This is a genomic window from Pantoea leporis, assembly GCF_028048155.1.
Classification (GTDB): Bacteria; Pseudomonadota; Gammaproteobacteria; order Enterobacterales; family Enterobacteriaceae; genus Pantoea; species Pantoea leporis.
This window is the reverse complement of record NZ_JALMEU010000004.1, coordinates 108,483-130,520: the sequence shown is the minus strand read 5'-3', so window position 1 is coordinate 130,520 and position 22,038 is coordinate 108,483. Positions and strand designations below refer to the sequence as shown.

The 22,038-nt window shown below is 56.5% G+C and carries 18 protein-coding genes, 1 tRNA gene and 1 riboswitch; of the genes, 4 read left to right on the top strand and 15 right to left on the bottom strand.

What is annotated here, in order from left to right; all coding sequences use genetic code 11:
- Window positions 1–51: 51 nt before the first annotated feature.
- From MWH02_RS13315 to chiP, 3 genes are read right to left on the bottom strand one after another with little or no spacing between them, the layout of a single operon-like run.
- Window positions 52–1,176, bottom strand: coding sequence for a sugar efflux transporter (locus MWH02_RS13315; protein ID WP_271460819.1), 1,125 nt, complete (start codon window positions 1,174–1,176; stop codon window positions 52–54).
- A 53-nt stretch (window positions 1,177–1,229) separates the two neighbouring features.
- On the bottom strand, window positions 1,230–3,893 hold the full coding sequence (locus MWH02_RS13310) for a beta-N-acetylhexosaminidase (RefSeq protein WP_271460818.1): 2,664 nt from the start codon (window positions 3,891–3,893) through the stop codon (window positions 1,230–1,232).
- Window positions 3,894–3,944: 51 nt separating this feature from the next.
- Window positions 3,945–5,342, bottom strand: coding sequence for a chitoporin ChiP (gene chiP, locus MWH02_RS13305; protein ID WP_271460817.1), 1,398 nt, complete (start codon window positions 5,340–5,342; stop codon window positions 3,945–3,947).
- Between the two features lie 266 nt (window positions 5,343–5,608).
- Window positions 5,609–5,704, top strand: a riboswitch (TPP riboswitch).
- A gap of 33 nt (window positions 5,705–5,737) precedes the next feature.
- Between chiP and thiM the strand changes: the two genes are divergently transcribed.
- The 3 genes from thiM (at window position 5,738) to fbaB (ending at window position 8,520) form a co-directional block, all read left to right on the top strand.
- Window positions 5,738–6,523, top strand: a complete 786-nt coding sequence (gene thiM, locus MWH02_RS13300; RefSeq protein WP_192233356.1) for a hydroxyethylthiazole kinase — start codon at window positions 5,738–5,740, stop codon at window positions 6,521–6,523.
- On the top strand, window positions 6,520–7,320 hold the full coding sequence (gene thiD, locus MWH02_RS13295) for a bifunctional hydroxymethylpyrimidine kinase/phosphomethylpyrimidine kinase (protein ID WP_271460816.1): 801 nt from the start codon (window positions 6,520–6,522) through the stop codon (window positions 7,318–7,320). Before thiM ends, thiD begins: the two co-directional genes overlap by 4 nt.
- A 147-nt stretch (window positions 7,321–7,467) precedes the next feature.
- Complete coding sequence (fbaB, locus tag MWH02_RS13290) at window positions 7,468–8,520, top strand: class I fructose-bisphosphate aldolase (protein WP_192233358.1); 1,053 nt, start codon at window positions 7,468–7,470, stop codon at window positions 8,518–8,520.
- A gap of 191 nt (window positions 8,521–8,711) precedes the next feature.
- On the opposite strand, the gene MWH02_RS13285 is transcribed toward fbaB, so the two are convergent.
- From MWH02_RS13285 to MWH02_RS13265, 5 genes are all read right to left on the bottom strand, one after another.
- The gene (locus tag MWH02_RS13285) at window positions 8,712–9,398 is read right to left on the bottom strand and encodes a GntR family transcriptional regulator (protein ID WP_101763339.1); all 687 of its coding nucleotides are present in this window, start codon (window positions 9,396–9,398) and stop codon (window positions 8,712–8,714) included.
- Between the two features lie 98 nt (window positions 9,399–9,496).
- Window positions 9,497–10,957 (bottom strand): mannitol dehydrogenase family protein, encoded by a 1,461-nt coding sequence (locus tag MWH02_RS13280; RefSeq protein WP_271460815.1) that lies wholly within the window; start codon window positions 10,955–10,957, stop codon window positions 9,497–9,499.
- A gap of 44 nt (window positions 10,958–11,001) precedes the next feature.
- The gene (locus MWH02_RS13275; RefSeq protein ID WP_101763341.1) at window positions 11,002–12,285 is read right to left on the bottom strand and encodes an MFS transporter; all 1,284 of its coding nucleotides are present in this window, start codon (window positions 12,283–12,285) and stop codon (window positions 11,002–11,004) included.
- Between the two features lie 84 nt (window positions 12,286–12,369).
- The gene (locus MWH02_RS13270; RefSeq protein WP_271460891.1) at window positions 12,370–13,380 is read right to left on the bottom strand and encodes a Zn-dependent oxidoreductase; all 1,011 of its coding nucleotides are present in this window, start codon (window positions 13,378–13,380) and stop codon (window positions 12,370–12,372) included.
- A 208-nt stretch (window positions 13,381–13,588) separates the two neighbouring features.
- Window positions 13,589–13,664 (bottom strand) — tRNA-Asn (locus MWH02_RS13265).
- Window positions 13,665–13,970: 306 nt separating this feature from the next.
- Between MWH02_RS13265 and MWH02_RS13260 the strand changes: the two genes are divergently transcribed.
- The gene (locus MWH02_RS13260) at window positions 13,971–15,092 is read left to right on the top strand and encodes a Gfo/Idh/MocA family protein (protein ID WP_217548664.1); all 1,122 of its coding nucleotides are present in this window, start codon (window positions 13,971–13,973) and stop codon (window positions 15,090–15,092) included.
- Window positions 15,093–15,169: 77 nt separating this feature from the next.
- On the opposite strand, the gene yegS is transcribed toward MWH02_RS13260, so the two are convergent.
- The 7 genes from yegS to vapB form a co-directional block, all read right to left on the bottom strand.
- Entirely contained in the window at window positions 15,170–16,069 is a 900-nt protein-coding gene (yegS, locus tag MWH02_RS13255) for a lipid kinase YegS (protein WP_110866633.1), read from the bottom strand.
- 249 nt (window positions 16,070–16,318) lie between these two features.
- The gene (trhP, locus tag MWH02_RS13250) at window positions 16,319–17,686 is read right to left on the bottom strand and encodes a prephenate-dependent tRNA uridine(34) hydroxylase TrhP (protein ID WP_271460814.1); all 1,368 of its coding nucleotides are present in this window, start codon (window positions 17,684–17,686) and stop codon (window positions 16,319–16,321) included.
- Window positions 17,687–17,831: 145 nt separating this feature from the next.
- Complete coding sequence (baeR, locus tag MWH02_RS13245; RefSeq protein WP_101763346.1) at window positions 17,832–18,539, bottom strand: envelope stress response regulator BaeR; 708 nt, start codon at window positions 18,537–18,539, stop codon at window positions 17,832–17,834.
- Between the two features lie 9 nt (window positions 18,540–18,548).
- On the bottom strand, window positions 18,549–19,934 hold the full coding sequence (baeS, locus tag MWH02_RS13240; RefSeq protein WP_101763347.1) for an envelope stress sensor histidine kinase BaeS: 1,386 nt from the start codon (window positions 19,932–19,934) through the stop codon (window positions 18,549–18,551).
- Window positions 19,931–21,337, bottom strand: coding sequence for a multidrug transporter subunit MdtD (gene mdtD / locus MWH02_RS13235; RefSeq protein WP_271460813.1), 1,407 nt, complete (start codon window positions 21,335–21,337; stop codon window positions 19,931–19,933). Before mdtD ends, baeS begins: the two co-directional genes overlap by 4 nt.
- Before the next feature lie 16 nt (window positions 21,338–21,353).
- On the bottom strand, window positions 21,354–21,752 hold the full coding sequence (gene vapC, locus MWH02_RS13230; protein WP_271460812.1) for a type II toxin-antitoxin system tRNA(fMet)-specific endonuclease VapC: 399 nt from the start codon (window positions 21,750–21,752) through the stop codon (window positions 21,354–21,356).
- Entirely contained in the window at window positions 21,752–21,985 is a 234-nt protein-coding gene (gene vapB, locus MWH02_RS13225; protein WP_101763423.1) for a type II toxin-antitoxin system VapB family antitoxin, read from the bottom strand. The genes vapC and vapB overlap by 1 nt, the downstream gene beginning before the upstream one ends.
- Window positions 21,986–22,038: the final 53 nt, after the last annotated feature.

The following is a 22,038-nucleotide window of genomic DNA, read 5'->3' as shown; positions in this document are numbered from 1 at the left end:
TACACTCCATGTGTTTTGTTGCGCGCAGCGGTGCGCGACGAATGAGGGTGTTTAAACATTGTCGACCTTTATTATCAGTAGTGATGACATCACCAACAGCACACAGGCTGCCGGCCAGATGGCCAGCGGTGAGACGGTGGTGATAATTCCCTGTAAAACGCCAGCAAGCAGCACGCCGATGGACATCGAATTGGTATACAGCGTGGCCGCCATTCCCTGACGATGTTGCAGTAAATCCTGAAACCAGAACATGCCAACGGTAGCGATGATAGCGATGAAAATGGCATTGAAAATTTGCAGTAACATCAGTGGGATAAAACTTTGACTGAAGTAAATTCCCACATAAAACATCATGCCGCACAGCATGGCTGCCTGCATTTGCGTTTTCTTACCCCAGCGTTTGAGCTTGCTGGCGCTGAGCAGCATGATCGGTATTTCCAGCGCCGCGGCGAGGCCAAAAAGCACGCCACTCCAGTCGGCAGACAAGGTTGGCTGCTCTGCCAGATGCATAGGAAACGCAATCAGATAGAGTGCGCTGCAGCTCCATACCAGCAAGGTGGCAAACATCAGGAAGCAAAGGTTTTGCCCCAGCGGCTGCCGGTCCGGTTGCTTTGCAGGAGTAGCGCTTGCCAGCCGCTCGCCAGGCGGCAAGGTGACAGCCAGCAGCGTCACGCTCAGTAACAGCACGAACATGACGGCATACAGCCAGGTGAAGCCGGCCAACTGAACAATCCAGAATGCCAGCGGTGGGCCGAATACCCACGCCAGCGAAAATTGCGCGCGTAAAATGGCGCTGAAAGCATTGTCACTGCGGGTTTGACGTGCCAGCGCGAACAGTTGCGGTATCGCCGCACTGCCGCAAGCATTGAGCAGCGAGCCGAGCGAAATTAACAGCAGATAATCGCGGCAGAAGATAAACAGCAGCGCATTGAGCGCCTGTGCGAATAAGCACAAGAGCAGTAGCGGGCGACGCTGCGTGACACGATCTGAATAACGGGCAATCAGTAAGCTCATCGCAATACTGCTGAGCGCATTAACGCTGTAGAAGGCGCCGATTTTCCAGGCTGCCACGTTAAGTTCACTGGCTAGAAATAAGCTGAGCGTCGGAATGAACAGGGCGCCGCTTAAACCGGCACCCAGCGCAACAACATAAAAAGAGAAGGTTGAGTGTTTCATCGACATCCTTGTCAGTGTTCGCCCCAGGCACTCCAGCGAGGGGCAGAAAGTTTTTAAAGTGCTTCAGCGCGGCTGAAGCGTTTGCCATCCGGACTCACGCTACGCACCCAGACTTTATCGCTAGCAGTAATTGCCGGTTTAGCATGTGGTTGATAACGCTGCCAGCGCTTACCCTTATCCAGGCTGTACTCCAGCGGCAGACCCGGCAGCGCAATGTTCATGGTCAGTGTGCCATTCTCGACGCGCGCCCCCGGCACCGGTAAACGGTAGTGAATACCGGCTTTATCCATCTTGCCCAACTCACGCTGGCCTAACAGATTGGCGAAACGCTGCCAGTCCTGATTGCGCTGCTGCTGGTTAACGAAGTGGGTTTCACCTCCTTTAAAGGTGCGACCTTGCTGATAATCCAGCTCCCACTCCGCGCGATGCCAACCGCGTTCGGCCACCGACAGCAGGCGCGGGAATACCATGTAATCCATCTGCTGATCGGTACGCGTGGTTTCACTCCACAGCTGTACTGAAATGCCGTATGCGCCTGACCACGGCTTATTCGAGGTGGCATCAAAGGTCTTCCCGTCGCGATCCACCGAGGTTTCAGCGTTCTGCGGCAGGTTGTTCGGCGCGAATCCAAACATCTTGCGCTCATCGCTGAAGCGTGTGCCCCAGTAATAGCCGCGCTCGTTAGGATTCACCTCATACGGGAAGTCCATGTAGACGTAATCCGGATTGGAGATCACCACTTCATAATCTTTCAGCGTCCAGTCGTTGGCGGTGTCAAAGCCGCCCCAATAGAGCGTGTCCCAGAAGTTAACGCGTACGCGCGAAGTGGCGAAGGCGTGCGCGTCAGTGGCATCTTTCAATCCATCCTGCCAGGCCTGCATCACCGGAATGCCGTGCGCTTTCACCATCTTGCTCACTTCCAGCGCGAAGTGACTTGGCAAGTGCTCCAGATCTTCCACCTTGCCGGATTTCACCACCGCCTGGCAGACCTGAGATTTTGCCCAGGGTTTGTCCTCTTTGCTTTGGTCTAAAATGCCCGTTCCCGCTTTCGGGTTCTTAACATCGCTGTAGCCGCTACCGAGGCGAATGTTTTTCGCTTCATCACCGCCAAAGTGCCAGGTGGTCAACGGTTGGCCGGCTTCGCGGTGCATCGCCTGCACTTCACCCATCACTTTATCGACAAAGCGCTTCGAGGAGTCGAGGCAAGGATTGAGATAGCTGGTGCGGTCGTACAGCTGCACGGAACGGGTATTCGAGGTATCCGTAGGATCCACCAATCGATATTCACTGGCCTGCTGCGGTTTACCTGCTTTCATCAGTTGCTGATATCGCGCCTCCATAGAGATCACCGCCGCGCGTGCATGCGCGGGCATATCGATTTCCGGGATCACTTCGATGTTGCGCGCCTGCGCGTATTTGACGATCTCAATATAATCGGCGCGGCTGAAATGTCCGGTTCCGTTGTTATTCGTGAGCGGGCCGGAGCCCAATTGCGGCAGAAGACATTGCTGCTCAGTCAGATCGTGACAACGCTTACTGCCGACGTCGGTCAACTCTGGCAGACCGGGGATTTCGATACGCCAGGCTTCGTCATCGGTCAGGTGGAAGTGGAATTTATTCATCTTCCACGCCGCCATTTGATCGAGCATGCGCAGCACCGCTTGCTTGCTGTGGAAATTACGCGCCACATCGAGGAAGGCACCGCGATAGGCAAAGCGCGGTGCATCTTTCGCTTCAAGCGTGGCGATAATCGGTTTACCTTCAGCCGGCACCAGCGACAGTAACGACATTAAGCCGTAGTAAACGCCAGCTTGATCGTAACCAATGATATCGGTGCCGCGCGGTGTGATGCGCAGTTCATAAGCACCGGAAACCGCCTCTGCGCCGTGGAAATGATTGACGGCGATACGGGTATGAATGTCATAACCCGCTGACTGCGGTTTGAGCCCCATCAAATCGAAACGCTGTTTAACTGCATCGGCCTGGTTGTCCGCCAATACCTCAAGATGCAAGGCAACGCCACGGCTCAGATCGACATCCGCCGCATGAACTTTCACCGAACGCGGCGTTGGGGTGATTTGTCCGCGCAGCGCGCTGGCAGGCAGTTGCGCCACATCGGCATTCTTTGAGAAGCGACTTTGCGGCAGCATTAGCACGTTTTTATCGTCGGCAATGCGCTTCCATTGGCCGCCAAACGGCTTAACAAAGTCGCTGAGGTTTTCGGTATCGGTGCTGGTGATAATTTTTGGCGTGGCATTGGCGGCGGTGACATACCAGCGCGGCATCACGTCGGTGATAAACAGCTGCCAGTATTCATTGACGATAGGGATCTCAATCGACTCACCCGCCGCGATACCTTTGAATTTCTCCGTCGGTTCCAGACGGGTTAAATCGCCGACGATATGGGTCATTTTGAACTGATCGTTATCCACCCGCAGCGTTTCGTGCACGTTGCTCATGTAGATTGCCCAGTTTTTACTGGTGAGCGCCGGACCGTTGTTGGTCAGCGTGATGGTAGCGGTGTTGCAGGATGCCCAATCGGCACCGAGTTTCGCGCAGTTCACGCCGTGATCGGCCGCCTGGTTGTCAGTGACCTGATACTGCACGCCGAACTGACTGATTTGATCGACGACCTGCTGATTACTGCGCGGGGATGAACTGCAGGCGGCAAGGCTCATCACGCTCAGCGCCAGTAAACTGATTTTTAACTTTTTCATGTTGTTATCCTTCTCCACGGAGGTAAGTCTCTGGCTCCTGCCAGATCGGGGTCAAAACAGGGTGAATGGCGCGACGACCATAAATTTGATGTCTTTCTCGTCCTGGAAGATGTTGCCGTAGCCGCCGCTATAGCTGGGAAGATCGCTGTGATTGTCGTAGCGGGTGTAGTGCAGCTTGAATTGGGTGTCTTTGGCGCGGCCTTGCTGGATGGTGTAAACCAGGTCGAGGCTCCACGCGGACTCTTTCAGGCGCTGATTTTGGTCGTAGAGGGGATTGGTGGAAGGCTTCGCGTCCCAACCGTAGGCGTACGATGTACCGACTTGCCAGCCAGGTAATTGCCAGTGTCCCAGATCCACCATCACACCGGCGAAGAGCGCTTTCTCACCGTTGGCGTTCCAGTCTGAGCGAGAATCCCACCACACGTCCATGCGGCCATTCGAGCTGGCGTAAGACGGCGTCATACGTTGCAGGAAGAAGCCCTGATTACCCTCGGCTTTTACCCATGTGCCTTCGAGGCGGAAATCGAACGCGCCGAGCGTGTAGCCGAACGTCAGCGCCTGCAGCCACGCGAGGCCATCGTAAACATCGTTCACCTGGCCAACGCCGCTGTTGTCACGATCCTTCGCGCCATAAAATTGATAACTGGTGCGCAGCGGTGCATCGGCCAGCGGCAGCTGATAAGAGGCTTTGGCAAAATACTGATCCATGTAATTTGCCGCCTGGCCGTAGGCGCCTTCCAGCACCAGCGCGTTTTTAAAATCGTATTTGACACCAAAGGATTGCAGCCACGGAATCTCCGTCACGCCATCGGCTTTACGGAAGTTGTACATGTCGCGATACCACGGCGCTTTGTATTCGTCAGTCCACATCCAGGAGACGGAAAGGGCGCCGGCGTCGCTAAAATCAAAGGTGGTGCCGGCCTCAACACCGCGATAGGTGCCGGGCAGGAAGCTCCAGTGCGGTGCCAGCAGCGTCTGCCCGGTGGGCTGCAGATAGCCTGCGCGCAGCCAGTTATCCTGCCATTTTGCCTTGATGGCGGCTTTATAGAGACTTAAGCCGCTCTTATCTCCGCTCCAGTCCTCATCCCAGCGCGTACGGGCATTGCTGAAACCAATTTCATTCGGTGCCGCCGGGCCGCCGTTGCTTAACTCCAGCGCGCCAAACGCTGCCAGATCGAGGCCGATCACCTCACCGGCGTAACCGGATGAGAAGTCGAGATTGGCATTCGCAGAGGCGTGATGCAGATTGGCATCATACTGACCGTACGAGCCTTTTTGCGGATCCATCTCTTTGCGATCGCGCTGGCGTTGCCAGTAAAACAGATTGCCAGAGAGAGTGGCGTCTTCGACAAAACCCACGGCGTGGGCGGAGGGAACCGGCACAAAAGTGCCGGCAAACAGGGCAGAGACAATGGCCGCAGAGAGCGGCGCGCGTGGAATCCGACGCATAGCAAATCCTCCGTGATGCTTCCATAAACAATTAACAAATCCGTATTGTTTCGTCATGAAACAAGTTGCCGGGGATGCTATTTTTCGCGACGCGAATTATCAATGGGATTTATTACAAAGTATGACGCAGCACGCAAAAAAGCGTCGTTTTAAGGCGTTTTATCAATAAGTTACATGAATGTGTAATTTGTTGCTTTGTGAGCCAGATTCCAGGAAAGCGGCGTTTACTTGCTTTACCCCAACTTGTTCCCTATGCTCGCCAACGTAGTTTTGACTCGGGGTGCCCCTTTAATACAGGGCTGAGATACACCCGCCGACCTGATCTGGATAATGCCAGCGTAGGGAAGTCAGATGCCTGACCGCATTCGCCTTCTTGATCGCCGGTTGGGAGCCTTATGAAACAGCCTGACCTTCTTTCCCCCGCGCAACTCGCGCACTCTCTGCAACTGCTGCGTCAGCAAGCGCCGCTGGTGCACTGCATGACCAATGACGTGGTGCAAACCTTTACTGCCAACGTGCTGCTGGCACTGCAAGCTTCGCCCGCGATGGTGATCGATCCTGAAGAAGCGGCGCAGTTTGCCGGTTTTGCCGATGCGTTGTTGATAAACGTAGGTACGCTGACGCGCGACCGTCGTGATGCGATGTGGGCGGCGGTGCAAGCGGCGCAAACCGCAGGCACGCCGTGGACCTTGGATCCGGTGGCGGTTGGCGCACTAACGCTGCGCACCGCATTCTGCCAACAGTTGCTGAGCCTGCAACCGGCGGCGATTCGCGGTAACGCTTCAGAAATTCTCGCACTGGCGCAACAGGCTAGCGGCGGACGCGGTGTCGACAGTCTGCATCAGGCCGATATCGCGTTAAGCGCTGCCCAGCAGCTGGCGCGTGATTACCACACCGTTGTGGCGGTGACCGGTGAAGTGGATTATGTCACTGACGGCGTGCAGACATTCGCCATCCCCGGCGGCAGCCCGCTGATGACGCGCGTGGTTGGCACCGGCTGCGCGTTGACGGCGGTGGTTGCCGCCTGCACCAGCTTGCCGGGCGATCGCCTGCAGCATGTCGCTGCGGCCTGCCGCGTGATGTCGCTGGCGGGTGAGCAGACAGCGCGCCAGGTCGCCGGGCCAGGCAGCTTTGCCGCTGCTTTCCTCGATACGCTGTGGACGCTGGAGGTCGAGGCATGAAACGCATCAATGCATTGACCATTGCTGGCACCGATCCGAGCGGCGGCGCAGGTATTCAGGCCGACCTCAAAGCTTTCTCCGCGCTGGGCGCGTATGGCACCAGCGTCATCACCGCGCTGGTGGCGCAGAACACCTGCGGCGTGCAGTCGGTGTATCGCATCGAACCTGATTTTGTTGGCGCACAGCTTGATTCGGTGCTGAATGATGTGCGCATTGATGCTGCGAAGATTGGCATGCTGTCAGAAACCGCGATTGTCGAGGTGGTCGCCGAGCGGCTGAAACGGGCCAGCCTGCCGTTTGTGGTGCTGGATACGGTGATGATTGCCAAAAGCGGCGATGCGCTGCTGTCGCCGGATGCGGTGGCGAGCGTGCGCGAATTGCTGCTGCCGCAGGTATCGCTGATCACACCAAACCTGCCGGAAGCCGCCGCGCTGCTGGGACGCGCGATGGCGCAGGATGAGAAAACCATGTTGCAGCAGGGCGATGCGCTGCTCGATCTTGGCTGCGAAGCGGTGCTGATGAAGGGCGGACACCTTAGCGATGCCGAAAGCCCGGACTGGCTGATTACCCGCGACGGACGTCAGCGCTTTACCGCGCCGCGCGTCAATACGCGTCACACGCACGGCACCGGATGCTCGCTTTCAGCCGCGCTGGCGGCGTTGCGTCCGCGCCATAATAGCTGGGCGGCAACGGTCGCTGAAGCCAAGGCGTGGCTGCAACAGGCGCTGCTGCATGCCGATTCGCTGGAGGTCGGCAAAGGCATTGGGCCGGTGCACCATTTCCATCGATGGTGGTAGGGCGTAACGCCAGATTGCCGCTTTTTCACTGCGCATCCGTCTGAAAAATGGAGTCAGCAATTTGCCAGCCTGGCGCTTTCCGGTCCAGGCTGTTGGGGGCGAATCGGCAACGGCCGGTTCCAATCCAGCCATTTATCAGGAGCGAACATGACGGACATCGTACAGTTATTGGGCAAAGAGGCGGATAGCCTTCTTCAACATCGCTGCATGACCATTCCAGCGGATAGCCTCTATTTACCCGGCGCGGATTATGTTGATCGCGTGATGATCGACAACAATCGTTCTCCTGCCGTACTGCGCAACATGCAAACGCTGTACAACACCGGACGTTTAGCCGGCACCGGCTATTTGTCGATTCTGCCGGTCGATCAGGGCGTTGAGCACTCGGCGGGCGCATCCTTTGCGGCCAATCCAGCTTATTTCGATCCGAAAAACATTGTTGAGCTGGCGATTGAAGCTGGCTGTAACTGCGTCGCCTCCACCTACGGGGTGCTGGCTTCAGTTTCTCGTCGCTACGCGCACCGCATTCCGTTTATGGTGAAGCTGAACCACAACGAAACGCTGAGCTATCCGACGCAATACGATCAGACGTTGTACGCCAGCGTGGAACAGGCCTTTAATCTGGGCGCGGTGGCGGTTGGCGCCACCATCTACTTTGGTTCTGAACAATCACGTCGCCAGATTGAAGAGATCTCGGCGGCCTTTGAACGTGCGCACGAGCTGGGCATGGTGACGGTGCTGTGGGCCTATCTGCGTAATGATGCGTTCAAGAAAGAGGGCGTCGATTATCACGCCAGCGCCGATTTAACTGGCCAGGCCAACCATCTGGCGGCGACCATCGGTGCGGATATCGTCAAGCAGAAGATGGCGGAGAATAACGGCGGCTATAACGCGGTGAAGTTTGGTCACACCGATGAGCGCGTTTACAGCAAGCTGACTACGGAAAACCCGATTGATTTGGTGCGTTACCAACTGGCGAACTGCTATATGGGACGCGCGGGTTTGATCAATTCCGGCGGCGCTTCTGCGGGTGAAACGGATATCGCGGAGTCGGTGCGTACGGCGGTGATCAATAAGCGTGCCGGCGGCATGGGGCTGATTCTGGGGCGCAAGGCGTTTAAGAAGACGTTGAAAGAGGGCGTGCAGCTGATTAATGCGGTGCAGGATGTGTATTTGTCGAAGGATGTGACGATTGCTTGATTGAGTGGGGTTGTGCTGATTTTCCCCCTCCTTGGTCCTCCTCAATAAGTGCGTGCTGTCCCCCTCCTCGGTCCTCCCCCATTAATGGGGGAGGAAGATGCTGCCATATGTCAGTGTTAAAGCTGCATGTGGCAGCATCTCCTTCCCCCGCTCGCGGGGGAAGGCCGGGATGGGGGACAGCGAGCACTAAATCAAGGCGCCTCAAACCACTCACTATTACGCTCGGCAATCGGCGTAATGGTCAAAATCATCTCCTGCAGATGACGGCGCATTGCGCTTTCAGCTGCGTCAACATCATGCGCTTTCAACGCGTTATAGATATCTTCATGCTGCTGAATCAAACGCTCCGGCGGTGACACTTCGCTCAGGGTCAGAAAGCGCACGCGGTCCATGGTAGCTTTGATGTTCTCCACCGTTTCCCACGCCAGCAGGCAATTAATCCCTTCAGCAATTAAGCGGTGAAACTCATCGTCCAGCCCCAGGAAAGCCTGGCTGTCATGACGTTCAGCGGCGAGACGCTGCAGCTGCAGGTTATGCTCCAGCGCCATCAATCCGGTCGCACCCATCTCCTGCGCGGCGCGGCGAACCACGGCGATCTCTACCGCTTCACGGATAAAGCGACCGTCGGCCACGCGCTGAGCGGAGATTTTGCGCACGAAGGTGCCGCGCTGCGGTAGCACCTGCACCAGTCCGGCTTCCGCCAGCTTGATAAAGGCTTCACGTACCGGCTGACGTGACACGTTAAAACGCGCCGACACTTCCTTCTCCGACAGCAGCGAGCCCGGATGAATAACGCAGGTCACAATATCTTTGCGCAGATAACGATAGATCTGCTGATTTACCGGTTCGCTGGTGGTTATGGTATAGGCAGTCGACATGCAGCAATATCCGTATTACGGCTGGCATCTGCCAGCCCGTTAAGAAAGGTTCAGTCTAATCAGCACGCTGCGTCTGCGCTACACATTTGTGCAGGCGCTTAGCCTTGTGTGACGAGGCTTTGAACGGTGGCGCGCGCGCCCTGTTTAACCAGTTGCTGATAGAGTTCAGTCACGCGTGAGACAAAGGCGGGCTGCTGCTGCAGATCGTCACCAAACACGGCGTTGAGGCCGAGCAACGCCTTAACACGTGGCGCACCGTCCTCACTGTGGGCCACAATGTCCGCCAGCTGATCTTTCAGCGGATCGCGAATCTCAATGGCCTGACCTTGCTCATCCACACCGCTGACATAGCGCATCCAGCCCGCCACGCCCAGCAACACGAAATCGCACGAGGTGCCATTGCGCAGATGCCAGCGCGCGCTATCCAGCAGGCGCTGCGGCAGTTTTTGCGTGCCATCGGTGGCGATTTGATAGGTACGATGTTTGATGGCGCGATTCTCGTAACGTGCAATCAGGGAATCAGCGTAGGCTTCGAGATCGACGCCTTGCGTGCGCAGCGTCGGCGCCTGATCCTGCAACATCAACGCGCGCGCCGCCGCACGATAGCTGGCATCGGCCATGCAATCGCTGATGTGTTCATAACCGGCGAGAAAACCGAGATACGCGAGGAACGAGTGGCTGCCGTTGAGCATCCGCAGCTTCATCTCTTCGAACGGCAGCACATCGCTGACCAGCTCAGCGCCCGCGTTTTCCCACGCCGGACGTCCGTTAACGAAGTTGTCTTCGATGACCCACTGGAAAAACGGTTCGGCTTCAACCGCCACCGGATCGCGGTTGCCCAAACGTTCCGCCAGCGTGTCGAACGCGGCATCGGTCATGGCCGGGACGATGCGATCAACCATGGTCGAAGGGAAGGTGATGTGCGCCTGGATATATTCAGCCAGCGCAGGGTTGTGGCGCTCGGCCAACTGGGTGATCACGTTGCGCGTGACATGACCGTTCTCTGGCATATTGTCGCAGGACATCACGCTAAACGGCGGCAAATTGCGTTCGCGGCGGCGGATAATGGCCGCCAGAATCAAGCCGGGCAGCGAACGTGGCTCACCAGGATGAGCGAGGTCGTGCACAATATCGGGATGATCGGGATTGAGCTTGCCGCTCGACGGCATGTAGCAATAACCTTTCTCGGTTACGGTCATCGAGACAATCGCCACGTCCGGCTGGCTCATCGCCTCGATCACCGCCTCAATGCCGTCGCCTTTGCCATGCAGCGCTTGCGTCACCACGCCAATCACCCGCGTGTGTAAACTCTCATCCGCCATTTCGGTTAGCGTGTAGAGCAGATCCTGCTGACGCAGCGCCTGAATCAGCGTGCCGCTGTTGAGATTCACTTCGCAATAGCCCCAGTCGCTGCCCTGAGCGGCCAGCTTATCGGTCGCCAGCGCCTGATGCGCGCGGTGGAAGGCGCCAAAGCCGATGTGCACCATGCGGGTCTTGAGTTGGCTACGATCGTAAGCGGGGCGTTGGACATCAGCGGGGAGGCGATCAAGCTCTAACATAGTCATTCCTTTTAGCAAATGGGGCGCTCAGCGCCCCATGAGAATTACACTGAAACCGGTTTATTGGTGGCTTTAGGTTCACGAATCACCAGCAGTACCAGCAGCGCGCCGACGCCAGCCACCGCACCTGCGAGGATAAAGGCGCTGTCAAACTTACCGGAGTGCTGCACGATGAAGCCAGTCACCACCGGGCCGATCACACCGGACAAGCTACCAATCAGATGGATAAAGCCACTGATGCTGCCGACACGGCTTTTGTGCACCACGTCCTGCACAATCGCCCAGTAAATTGCGCCGGTGATGTAGAGGAAGAAGATCGAGATCGACATCATGATCACCGCCGAGTTGACCTCTTTTATCGTACCTGCCAGCGCCACGCAAATCGCCGCGGCGGTAAGTGAAACTACCAGCACAATTTTTCGTGAAAGCAGCAGCTTGCCGGTGATGTTGAAAATCTTATCGGAGATCCAGCCACCCAGCGCCAGGCCCACGAAGCCAACAATCCACGGGATCATGGTGGTGATGCTCATCGCTTTGATATCGAGGCCGTGCGCCTGCACCAGATATGCCGGGAACCAGCTCAGGAAGAAGAACAGAATGTAGTTGTAGCAGAAGAAGGCAAAGGCGGTGACCAGAATGATCGGCTGGCGCAGATAAAAGCCCAAACCATGCGCGGCGCCGCTTGAGTCGATCACGTCGGCCGGTTCTTCGGCTTTCAGTTTTTCTACTAAGGCACGCTCTTCTGCCGAGACGCGCTTACTTTTCGCCGGATTATCTGACGCGAAGAAGAACCACAGCGCCAGCCAGACGAAGCCAATCGCGGCGATCACTACAAATGCCGGACGCCAGCCGAACGACAGCGCCAGATAGCCAACAATCGGACCGGCAACCGCGCCACCCAGCGGTGAACCCGAGCTGAGTAAGCCCATTGCGGTGGCGGCCTGTTTTTTCGGGAACCAGCCGTTAATGGCTTTGTTCGCTGAGGCAGAGATGGGGCCTTCCGCCATGCCAAACAGCACGCGCAGAATCATCATCGACCAGAAGCCAGTCGCCATCGCGGTCAGGCCGCAGAACAGCGACCACATGCCAACGGCGGTGCCGAGCACGATGGTCGGGCCAAATTTATCCGTCGCCAGGCCACCGATGAAGTTAAACAGGGCATAACCGAAGAAGAAGCTGCCGAAAATCATGCCGAACTGCTCGGCGTTGATCATCAGGTCTTTTTCCACCAGCGGTACCGTCAGAGAGAGGGCGATACGATCAAGGTAGTTGATCATAAACACCAGGAACAACAGCAGTACGAGGGTCCAGCGCAGGTTCTTAAACATAGAAACTCCGTCATCGTCATTTTTTATAGTAATAATGCCGGCAGGTAAGGGACCGGCATGGGGACACCTGGTGTGCGGGTTAACTTAACCCATTTGTAGGATCACTTTGCAGCAGGTGCGGGGATCTTTTTCGAACAGCGTCATGGCTTGCTCAACGTCTGCCAGCGGGAAATAGTGCGTCACCAGTTTCTCCGGCTGGATCTGGCCTTGCTCAATCCACTCAATCACCTGCGGGAAGCGATTGCTGTTGAGACGCGAGGTGAACAGCGACAGCTCTTTGCTGGTGAGACTTTGCTGCGTGATGCTGCACGGCTCGCCAGAAAAACCCAGCAGGCCGATACGCGCCGCCGGTGAGGCGAGGGCGGCGGCTTCTGCCAGGATCGAAGGGTGACAGGCGGCGTCGATAATCAGCGTTGGTTGCAATCCTTCCAGCTGCGCGGCGAGCGGAATTTCGCTGTTGTTGAACACCTGATCGGCACCGTTTTCCTGCGCCAGCGCCAGCCGTTCTGGCAGACGATCAACCACCAGTACCTGTTCAACGCTATACACGCCTTTCAGCACCTGAATGGCGGTAAGGCCCATTGGCCCGGCACCGTAAATCAGCGCCACATCGTTTGGCTGTGGTTTGAGGAAGGCGGTGATATTGGCCGCGATGGTGAAAGGTTCGACCATGCTGGCGAGTTTGTCGGGAACGCTATCCGGCAGGCGGAAGGCGTTTTTTGCTGGCGCCACGGCATATTCGCTAAAGCCACCGTCGCGGTGCACGCCAATCACCTGCAACGTTGTGCAGACGTTCGGGCGACCAATCGAGCAGGGATAGCAGTGACCGCAGCTGACCACCGGATCGACCGCCACACGTTCGCCAATGCGGCTGGCGGCAACGTCATCGCCGACCGCATCAATCAGGCCGAAGAATTCGTGACCAATCACGCGCGGATATTTAGCGAAAGGATTGTGGCCGTGCCAGATATGCACGTCGGAACCGCAGATGCTGGCAAATTGCACCTTCACGCGTACTTCACCGGCAGCGGGTTGCGGCAGCGGACGTTCTGCCAATACCAGTTCACCCGGTTGCTCAATCACTACACTTTTCATCATCTACTCCAACGGGAATGCAATGATGAAAAAATACGCGCACTAATACTACCATACAAGTCGGCGTTAAAGAGTTGTGAAGAGAATCACAGAGGAACAGTTACGTAGGGGCGCCATTCATGGCGACCAGGGAATCACGGCCACCCTAAATGGCGACGCTGAAATGACAAAAACCCGCTCAGGTTTCCCTGAGCGGGTTTTTTAAATTTGGCTCCTCTGACTGGACTCGAACCAGTGACATACGGATTAACAGTCCGCCGTTCTACCGACTGAACTACAGAGGAATCGTTTGAACGGGGCGCATATTATCGAGCGGCCCTCGCCTTGTCAAAACTCTTTTTCACAATTCGTTCTGACTGCTGAATAAAGCGTCAATTGCGCGCTATGAGCGGACTCAGCGCGGCAAAATTACGACTAATACAACCTCTTTTGTGACGATGATCACCATCTCTATGCAAAATTACATTCTGATTTGTCGATTTTGTCAGATACCTCGCATGCATGATCACAGATATTTCATTTCGCCGTTGTCGGGGCCAAAAGCGAAACATATATTCCAGATCAACTCTTAAGCGAATGCGGGAATAGTCATGAACAAAGTCAGAATTGGAATGATTGGCAGTGGTTACATCGGTCGTTGTCACGCGATTGCTTACGCTCAGGCACCTACGGTTTTTGCCCTGAAAGGCGAGATCGTGCGTGAAATGCTGGCGGAAGTGAACCCAGAGCTGGCAGCAAAACAGGCGGCAACTTTTGGCTTTGCCCGTTCTACCGGCGACTGGCACGAGCTGGTGCGCGATCCGAACATCGATGTGGTTGATATCTGCGCGCCGAACTTCCTGCATAAAGAGATGGCGCTGGAAGCGATTCGCAACGGCAAGCACGTTTACTCTGAGAAACCGCTATCGCTATCAGTGGCCGATGCGGAAGAGATGGTACAAGCGGCGCAGCAGGCGGGCGTTAAAACGCTGGTCGGCTTTAATTACATGAAAAACCCCACCAGCCAACTGGCGCGCGAAATTATCGCGCGTGGTGAAATCGGCGATGTGGTGCACTTCTACGGCACGCACAATGAAGATTATCTGGCACGGCCGGAAACGCCGCTCGATTGGCACTGCCAGAAAGCGTTGGCCGGATTAGGCGCGCTTGGCGACCTCGCTGCGCATATTGTGAATATGGCGCACTATTTGGTCGGTGATATTGAAGAAGTCAGCGGCGATATGATGACGGTGATTAAAGAGCGTCCGGATCCGAAGGATGCTTCACGCCTGCTGCCGGTGGAAAACGAAGATCAGGCCAGCGCCTTGCTGCGCTTTAAAAACGGTGCGCACGGCGTATTTGAAACCTCGCGAATCGCCTGCGGCAGCAAAATGGGCCTGACCTATGTGGTCACCGGTACTAAAGGCACGCTGCGTTATACCCAGGAACGTATGGCCGAGCTGGAGCTGTATATTCACGATGAACCGGCAGGCCGCCAGGGTTTCAAAACCATTTTGACCGGTCCGGCGCATCCGGATTACGCTAACTTCTGCGTCTCTGCCGGGCACGGCATCGGTTTCAACGATCAGAAAACCGTCGAGATTCGCGATTTAATCAATGGCATTGCCGCTGGCGATCGCATGTGGCCAGATTTCGCCGAAGGATTGCAGGTGCAAAAGGTGCTGGAAGCGGTTGCGGTTTCCGCGCTGGAACGCCGCTGGATGAAGGTGTAATCACAGTTAACTGAACAACATCGTAGCGGCGCAATGTATTGCGCGCCGTTGAAAGCGCGCCGCTACGGTAATGTGCGTTAAGCAAGTAACGGGCATTGAGGCGGTAAACGGCAGCTCAGTGCGCCCGCCATCACTTCAATCTCAAACTCACTTCCCGTCAGCGGTTCGCCATCCAGATTAAATGTCATCTCGTGCGGTGAACGGATGGTGAGCGACTGCAGCTGCGCCGTGACGATATTCGGATTTTCATCATCACGCGTCAGCGAATGCAGCAACGTTGGCAGCAGCTCTTGCGCGGTGACGATGCTGAGGTTGAGCTGTCCGTCATTGATTAAGGCATCCGGGCAGAGCTTTTGTCCGCCGCCAGCCTGACGTCCATTGCCGATGCCAATCACCAGCGCATCGCCTTGCCAGTTAAAGCCGGGGCCGCTGATTTCGCAGCGATCCGGTTTCAGCGCATCGACGCGCATCAAACCATGAATAAAGTAGGACACGCCGCCGAGCGCCGATTTCAGCTTTTCAGGCGTTTCGGTGGTGATGCGCGTGCCAAATCCGCCGGTCGCCATATTGATAAAGTAGCGATCGCCGTTCACGCGCGCCAAATCGATAGCCGTGGCTTTTCCCACCAGCGCGAGACGTAAAGCCGGTTCCATCCCTTCAGGAATACCGACGCTGGTGGCGAAATCATTGGCGGTGCCGAGCGGTAAAATGCCCAGCGCCGGACGCTGCTGCTCGGGTAATCCCGCCAGCGCGGTCGCGATCTCATTAATGGTGCCATCACCGCCGCCAGCCACCACGGTTTCTGCCTGCAAAGCGACCGCTTCTTGTACATAACGATCGCCATCACCTTTTTCCCAGGTGACGCGCACCGCCAGATTAAAGCCTTCATCACGCAGCGTATTCACCGCAGCGCGCAAATCTTCATTACCTGCGCCTTTCCCGTTGAGGATCAGCAGCGTCAGCGGTTTGTTTTGCATTATCAGTTCCTTGATGCGAGAGACAGAGCACTGGTTATAGCATAGCTGGGGAGAGAACTTTATCGGCGGGCGACGAAAAAATCGGTGGGCGATCAAAAAAGAAAACCCGCACGGGGGAGCCGGGCGGGTGAATGAGGTGGTTCCTGGTACTACCTGCTTTTATTCTTACTCGTTAGCAGCAGGCGAGATTCTAAAGCGAGGCGAAGAAAGGGTCTGTGATCCTACTCTAACTTCGCCATTTTCTTTTCTTTATGTGCGATTTTTCCCGTGAGGATCGTAGGTGCTGTGGCCATCGGTGAAATTACGCAACAGCAGGGCGAAGGCGAGGTTGACCGATTCCGGGACCGGGATCCACACGCGGTGTCCATCACCTGGCGCCACGTCCACCGCCGATCCTTTATCGTTCTGCATGGTTTCCAGCGTGCAATTGAGGTTGCCTTCGGGCGTCATGATCTCGACAGAATCCCCGAGCATAAACTTATTCTTTACCGCAATCTGCGCCCAGTCACCGCGACGTTCGCCGGTGAATTCGCCGACAAACTGCTGGCGCTCGGAGATGGAGAAACCTTGCTGGTAGTTCTGATAGCTGTCATGGGTATGACGACGCAGAAAGCCTTCGGTGTAACCGCGATGCGCCAAACCTTCCAGCGTCTCCAGCAGCGCTGGGTCGAAGGGTTTACCCGCAGCGGCATCGTCAATGGCACGGCGATAAACCTGCGCGGTGCGCGCGCAGTAGTAGAAGGATTTGGTGCGGCCTTCGATTTTCAGCGAGTGAACACCCATTTGGCTCAGACGTTCAACGTGCGCCACCGCGCGCAGATCTTTTGAGTTCATGATGTAGGTGCCGTGTTCATCCTCGAAGGCGCTCATCACCTCACCCGGCTTCATCTTCTCTTCCAGCAGGAACACGCGGTCGGTGGTCGCGCCGGCGCCCAAAGTCGGCTCCTGCACCTTAACCGGCTCATGGAAACCGACGATATTGCCCATCTCATCCTGCTTGCCTTCTTCCACTTTATATTCCCAGCGGCAGGCGTTGGTGCAGGTCCCTTGATTCGGATCGCGTTTGTTGAGGTAGCCCGAGAGCAGGCAGCGGCCGGAGTAAGCCATGCACAGCGCGCCGTGCACGAAGATCTCAATCTCCATTTCCGGCACCTGCTGACGGATTTCTGCAATCTCATCCAGCGATAGCTCGCGTGAAAGAATCACGCGCGTCAGCCCCATCTGCTGCCAGAATTTCACCGTGGCCCAGTTGACCGCGTTGGCCTGCACCGACAGATGAATCGGCATCTGCGGAAAGGCTTCACGCACCAGCATAATCAAGCCGGGATCGGACATGATCAGCGCGTCCGGCTGCATGGCAATGACCGGCGTCAGATCGCGGATAAAGGTTTTCAGTTTGGCGTTGTGCGGGGCGATGTTGACCACCACGTAGAATTTCTTACCGAGCGCATGGGCTTCATTGATGCCCTGCGCCAGAATCTCGTGGGTGAATTCGTTGTTGCGCACGCGCAGGCTGTAGCGCGGTTGGCCAGCGTAGACGGCATCAGCGCCGTAGGCAAAGGCATAGCGCATATTCTTCAGCGATCCCGCTGGAGAAAGCAGTTCAGGTTTTAACATGGATTTTCTCACTGATGTCAGGTCAGCATGCCATCGTGGATGGCAGGTGCAGCGGCCGCATTATACGGCCCTGCAAAAGGTGGGGAATTGTAGGCAGGCCCGCACCCGATGTAAATTGACCTGGATCAATGTAAGCCGTTGCAGGCTACAGCAAGCGGCAGACGTCAGCTTCCCAGCGATACCCCATGCCGTACACCGCGCGGATAAACGGCTGTTCCGCATCGAGGCTTTCCAGCTTGCGGCGCAGGTTTTTGATGTGACTGTCGATAGTGCGATCGGTGACTACGCGGTAATCGTCGTAGAGATGATTGAGCAACTGCTCGCGCGAGAACACTTTTCCCGGCTCCAGCGCCAGCGTTTTCAGCAGACGAAATTCGGCGGGCGTCAGCTCCAGCTGTTGTTCACGCCAGCTGGCCTGAAAGCGGCTCTCATCAATATGCAGAGGCGATTCCTGCTGCGCCTCTTCCGGCGAACGTTTGACGCGGCGCAAAATGGTTTTGACGCGCGCCACCACTTCACGCGGGCTGAACGGCTTGCAGATATAGTCATCCGCGCCGATTTCAAGCCCCAGCAGGCGATCAATCTCCTCGGTGCGCGCGGTCACCATGATGATCGGCAGTTCCGAGAAACGTCGAATTTCGCGGCACAGGGTTAAGCCGTCGCGGCCGGGCAGCATCAAATCCAGCAGCATCAGGTCCGGCGGCGTGTGCTGAACATAGCTCAACACCGCGTTACCGTCGGCAATGTGGTGCGTGCGATAGTTGGACGCCTGCAGATAATCAATCATCAACTGCGCCAGTTTGGGTTCATCTTCTACTACAAGGATCAGAGGATCGCTATTTTCCGGGCTCATAAGTGGCGTCTAGTGAGGAACATACGGCAAGTTTAGCGTGATTTGCAGTCCACCTAAATCAGAGTGATCCGCACTGATGCTGCCGTCATGCGCTTCCACGATGTTTTTACAGATCGCCAGGCCAAGCCCAGAGCCGCCGCTGGCGCGATTGCGTGAACTTTCCGCGCGGAAAAATCGTTCAAATAATTGTGCCTGATGGGCCGGATCAACGCCCGGCGCGCTATCCGCAAAGCGCAGCTGCCAGTTTTCGCCCGCCAGCTGCATCGAGAGCTGCACCGCGCCACCGCTGTCGGTGTAACGCAGGCTGTTTTCCAGCAAATTGGTGAACAGCTGCATCAGGCGATCGGGATCGCCAAAGCTCTCCGCCTGCGCGGGTAACGCCAGATTAAGAGCTAAGCCGCGGCTGCGATAGCGTTCGCCGAAGCTGCCGGCCACCACTTCCAGCAGAGTGACCAGATCAACCGGCTGCTTGCGATAGGCGAGGGCGCCCGCGTCAGATAATGACAGCTGATGCAGATCCTCCACCAGTTTCGTCAGCACCACCACTTCACTTTGCAATGAACTGATGGCTTCCGGCGTCAGCTTGCGCACGCCATCCTGCATCGCTTCCAGCTCACCGCGCAGAATCGCCAGCGGCGTGCGCAGTTCATGGGAGATGTCGGCCATAAAGGCGCGGCGGTTGCTTTCGTTCTTTTCCAGCGAACTGGCAAGCTGGTTGAAGTCGCGGCCCAGTTGGCCGAGTTCATCGCTGCTGCCGACTTCCACGCGGGTAGCGAAATTGCCCGCCGCCAAATGGTGCGTGCCATCCACCAGCCGTTTTACCGGTGCCAGTAAACCGCGCGCCAGCAGCCAGGTGACCAGCGCGGCGAGTAACCCGGTCAGCGCCACAATCATCCAGCTGGTGCGTCGCTGCTGCTGATCAAAGTTGATGTCGGTGCTGCGCGTCAGACGTTCTGCCGGTGAGGCAATCACCCAGCCAACAATTTTGCCGTTGCTGGTGGTGATATTGCGCCGGGTACCTTCCGGCGGTACCGGCTGGCGCGGCCCTGACAGCACTTTGTATTGCTGATCGATAATCCAGAACTGCGTGCGCCAGCCGTGCGGCGGTAACTGATTCACGCTGCCCGGATTCTGCTCCAGCGAGCGCAAAATTGAAAAAATCAGCTTGTCATTGCTGCGCAGAAAATCCCAGCTACCGTGCTGTTCATACTGATCGGCCAGCGCATCGCTCAGCAGGGTTAAGCGCTGCTCGTTGCCCTTTTTGATGTAATCCACAAAGCCGTGCTCAAAGCTGAGCCGCACGCCCCAATGCATGGTGATGATCACCAGCATGCAGGTGGAAAAAATCGCCGCAAACAGCTTGGCACCAATGCCCCATTTTACCGGCCGCTTCATCCTTTGCTCCTGCCTCTAAGGTCAACGTTTTTACTGACATCCTTCGGTACGCGCCAGAACACCAGCGCCGGCAGCGCAATCACCAGCGCCATGCATAGATAGGCGTAAATGAAGGTTTGATGCGCCGCCGGGCTGTCGGCTACCACGCCGTGGCCAAATGCGCCCAGCAGCAAACCGGCCACGGTGACGCCAATACTCATCGACAGCTGCATGATCATTGACAACAACGAGTTGCCGCTGGAAGCCAGATCGTCCGGCAGTTCCTTTAGCGTCAGGGTATTCATCGAAGAGAAGCGGATGGCGTTGACCATGCCCTGCAGCAATAACACCACCGGCAGCAGCCAAATCCATCCCAGCAGCGCCACCAGCGGGAACAGCAGCACCACCAGCGCCAGTGACAGGGTCGCGCCGACCAGCGCATTGCGATAGCCGAACAGGTTGACGATGCGCACCACCACGCGCTTAGTCCCCATATTGCCGAGCACCATTGGAATCATCATCAATCCGGCGTGGAATGGGCTATAGCCGAGGCCGACCTGCAGGAAAATGGGCGTCATAAACGGCAGCATGCCGCTACCGATGCGGCCGGTAAAACTGCCGATCAGGCCAATTGAATAGATGCGGTTATCAAACAGTTTCAGGCTGAACAGTGCGTTATCGTTGTTGCGGCCGTGCATCAGGTAGAACAACAGCGAAAACACCCCAACCAGAATCAGTAAGCCGAGCAACAGCGGCGATCCGCCGGCGCTGCGCTGACCATCCAGCGCCATCGTTAAGGTCGCCATGCCGACGGCCAGCAGCACAAAACCGAGGAAATCGAAGCGCCGCGTCTGCATGGTGTAATTCGGCATCAGCGTCAGCGTGGCAATCGCACCAATGATGCCAACCGGAATGTTGATCAGGAAAATCCAGTGCCAGCTGGCGTACTGCACCAGAATCCCGCCCAGCGCCGGGCCGAGCAGCGGACCAATTTGTCCCGGCGTGGTGACGAAGGTCATCGCCGACATATATTGCTCGCGCGGCACAATTTTCATCACCGTTAAGCGGCCAACCGGCACCATCATCGCGCCACCAATTCCTTGCACCACGCGCGCCATAATCAGCTCATCGAGCGTGGCGGAGAAGGCGCACAGCAGCGAGCCGATGCTGAACAGCACAATCGCGCAGAAGAAGATATTGCGCACGCCAAAACGGTCCGCCAGCCAGCCGCTGATCGGCAACGTAATCGCCACCGTCAGCACATAAGAGACGATCACCGAGTGCATATTCAGCGGGCTGACGTTGAGATCGCGCGCCATCGACGGGATCGCGGTATTGACGATGGTGGTATCCAGCGCCTGCATAAAGAAGCCAAACGCGACGATCCACAGCTGCCAGCGCACGGTGGCGTTTTGAGGTGACATGCAGGTACCCGTTATGTCAGATCCAGTTTTCGCAGATCAGCCCATTCACGCGTGAAAATTCACGCAAATTGTTCGATACCAACGTCAGGGCGGCACTGCGCGCATGAGCGGCGATGTGAAGATCGTTCATGCCGATCGGCGTGCCATTTTTCTCAAGCTCTGCGCGGATAGCGCCATAGTGGAAAGCGGCTTTGGCATCGTAATTCAGCACATCAAGGCGTGAGACAAAATCTTCAACGGTACGTAGGTTCCGCTCAGGAAAGGCGCTCTTTTCTGAGCCGTGAAACAGCTCCGCCAGGGTGATCGTCGAGATAACCATCCGGCCGACATTGGCGTTGAAACGTTCGAGCACTTCAATCGGCCGCCGCTTGATGACGTAGATAACAATATTGGTATCCAGCATGTAGCGATGCATTAAAACGCTTCCCGCTCAGATTGTTCCTGCGAAGCACGCTCATCCATAAAATCATCGCTCACCGTCGGACCGTCGAGGAAAAAACTGTCCCAGGCGTTCTCTATGGGCGTGAGGATGCGCTCCTTGCCAATCGCTCTGACGGTGACGTTTTTCACATCATCAGGAAAACGAACGTCTGCTGGAATGCGAACGTTTTGCGTCCTGTTGCTGGTGAACACGGTACCTTGTGACATATAAACCTCCACAGTATTGAACTGGTTAAAGTTTACGCTCTTGGTGCTACATA

Bases quoted from the DNA above. Each gene is read 5' to 3' on its own strand.
- MWH02_RS13315 (WP_271460819.1), bottom strand. From the start codon at position 1,176: ATGAAACACTCAACCTTCTCTTTTTATGTTGTTGCGCTGGGTGCCGGT.
- MWH02_RS13310 (WP_271460818.1), bottom strand. From the start codon at position 3,893: ATGAAAAAGTTAAAAATCAGTTTACTGGCGCTGAGCGTGATGAGCCTT.
- chiP (WP_271460817.1), bottom strand. From the start codon at position 5,342: ATGCGTCGGATTCCACGCGCGCCGCTCTCTGCGGCCATTGTCTCTGCC.
- thiM (WP_192233356.1), top strand. From the start codon at position 5,738: ATGAAACAGCCTGACCTTCTTTCCCCCGCGCAACTCGCGCACTCTCTG.
- thiD (WP_271460816.1), top strand. From the start codon at position 6,520: ATGAAACGCATCAATGCATTGACCATTGCTGGCACCGATCCGAGCGGC.
- fbaB (WP_192233358.1), top strand. From the start codon at position 7,468: ATGACGGACATCGTACAGTTATTGGGCAAAGAGGCGGATAGCCTTCTT.
- MWH02_RS13285 (WP_101763339.1), bottom strand. From the start codon at position 9,398: ATGTCGACTGCCTATACCATAACCACCAGCGAACCGGTAAATCAGCAG.
- MWH02_RS13280 (WP_271460815.1), bottom strand. From the start codon at position 10,957: ATGTTAGAGCTTGATCGCCTCCCCGCTGATGTCCAACGCCCCGCTTAC.
- MWH02_RS13275 (WP_101763341.1), bottom strand. From the start codon at position 12,285: ATGTTTAAGAACCTGCGCTGGACCCTCGTACTGCTGTTGTTCCTGGTG.
- MWH02_RS13270 (WP_271460891.1), bottom strand. From the start codon at position 13,380: ATGAAAAGTGTAGTGATTGAGCAACCGGGTGAACTGGTATTGGCAGAA.
- MWH02_RS13260 (WP_217548664.1), top strand. From the start codon at position 13,971: ATGAACAAAGTCAGAATTGGAATGATTGGCAGTGGTTACATCGGTCGT.
- yegS (WP_110866633.1), bottom strand. From the start codon at position 16,069: ATGCAAAACAAACCGCTGACGCTGCTGATCCTCAACGGGAAAGGCGCA.
- trhP (WP_271460814.1), bottom strand. From the start codon at position 17,686: ATGTTAAAACCTGAACTGCTTTCTCCAGCGGGATCGCTGAAGAATATG.
- baeR (WP_101763346.1), bottom strand. From the start codon at position 18,539: ATGAGCCCGGAAAATAGCGATCCTCTGATCCTTGTAGTAGAAGATGAA.
- baeS (WP_101763347.1), bottom strand. From the start codon at position 19,934: ATGAAGCGGCCGGTAAAATGGGGCATTGGTGCCAAGCTGTTTGCGGCG.
- mdtD (WP_271460813.1), bottom strand. From the start codon at position 21,337: ATGTCACCTCAAAACGCCACCGTGCGCTGGCAGCTGTGGATCGTCGCG.
- vapC (WP_271460812.1), bottom strand. From the start codon at position 21,752: ATGCATCGCTACATGCTGGATACCAATATTGTTATCTACGTCATCAAG.
- vapB (WP_101763423.1), bottom strand. From the start codon at position 21,985: ATGTCACAAGGTACCGTGTTCACCAGCAACAGGACGCAAAACGTTCGC.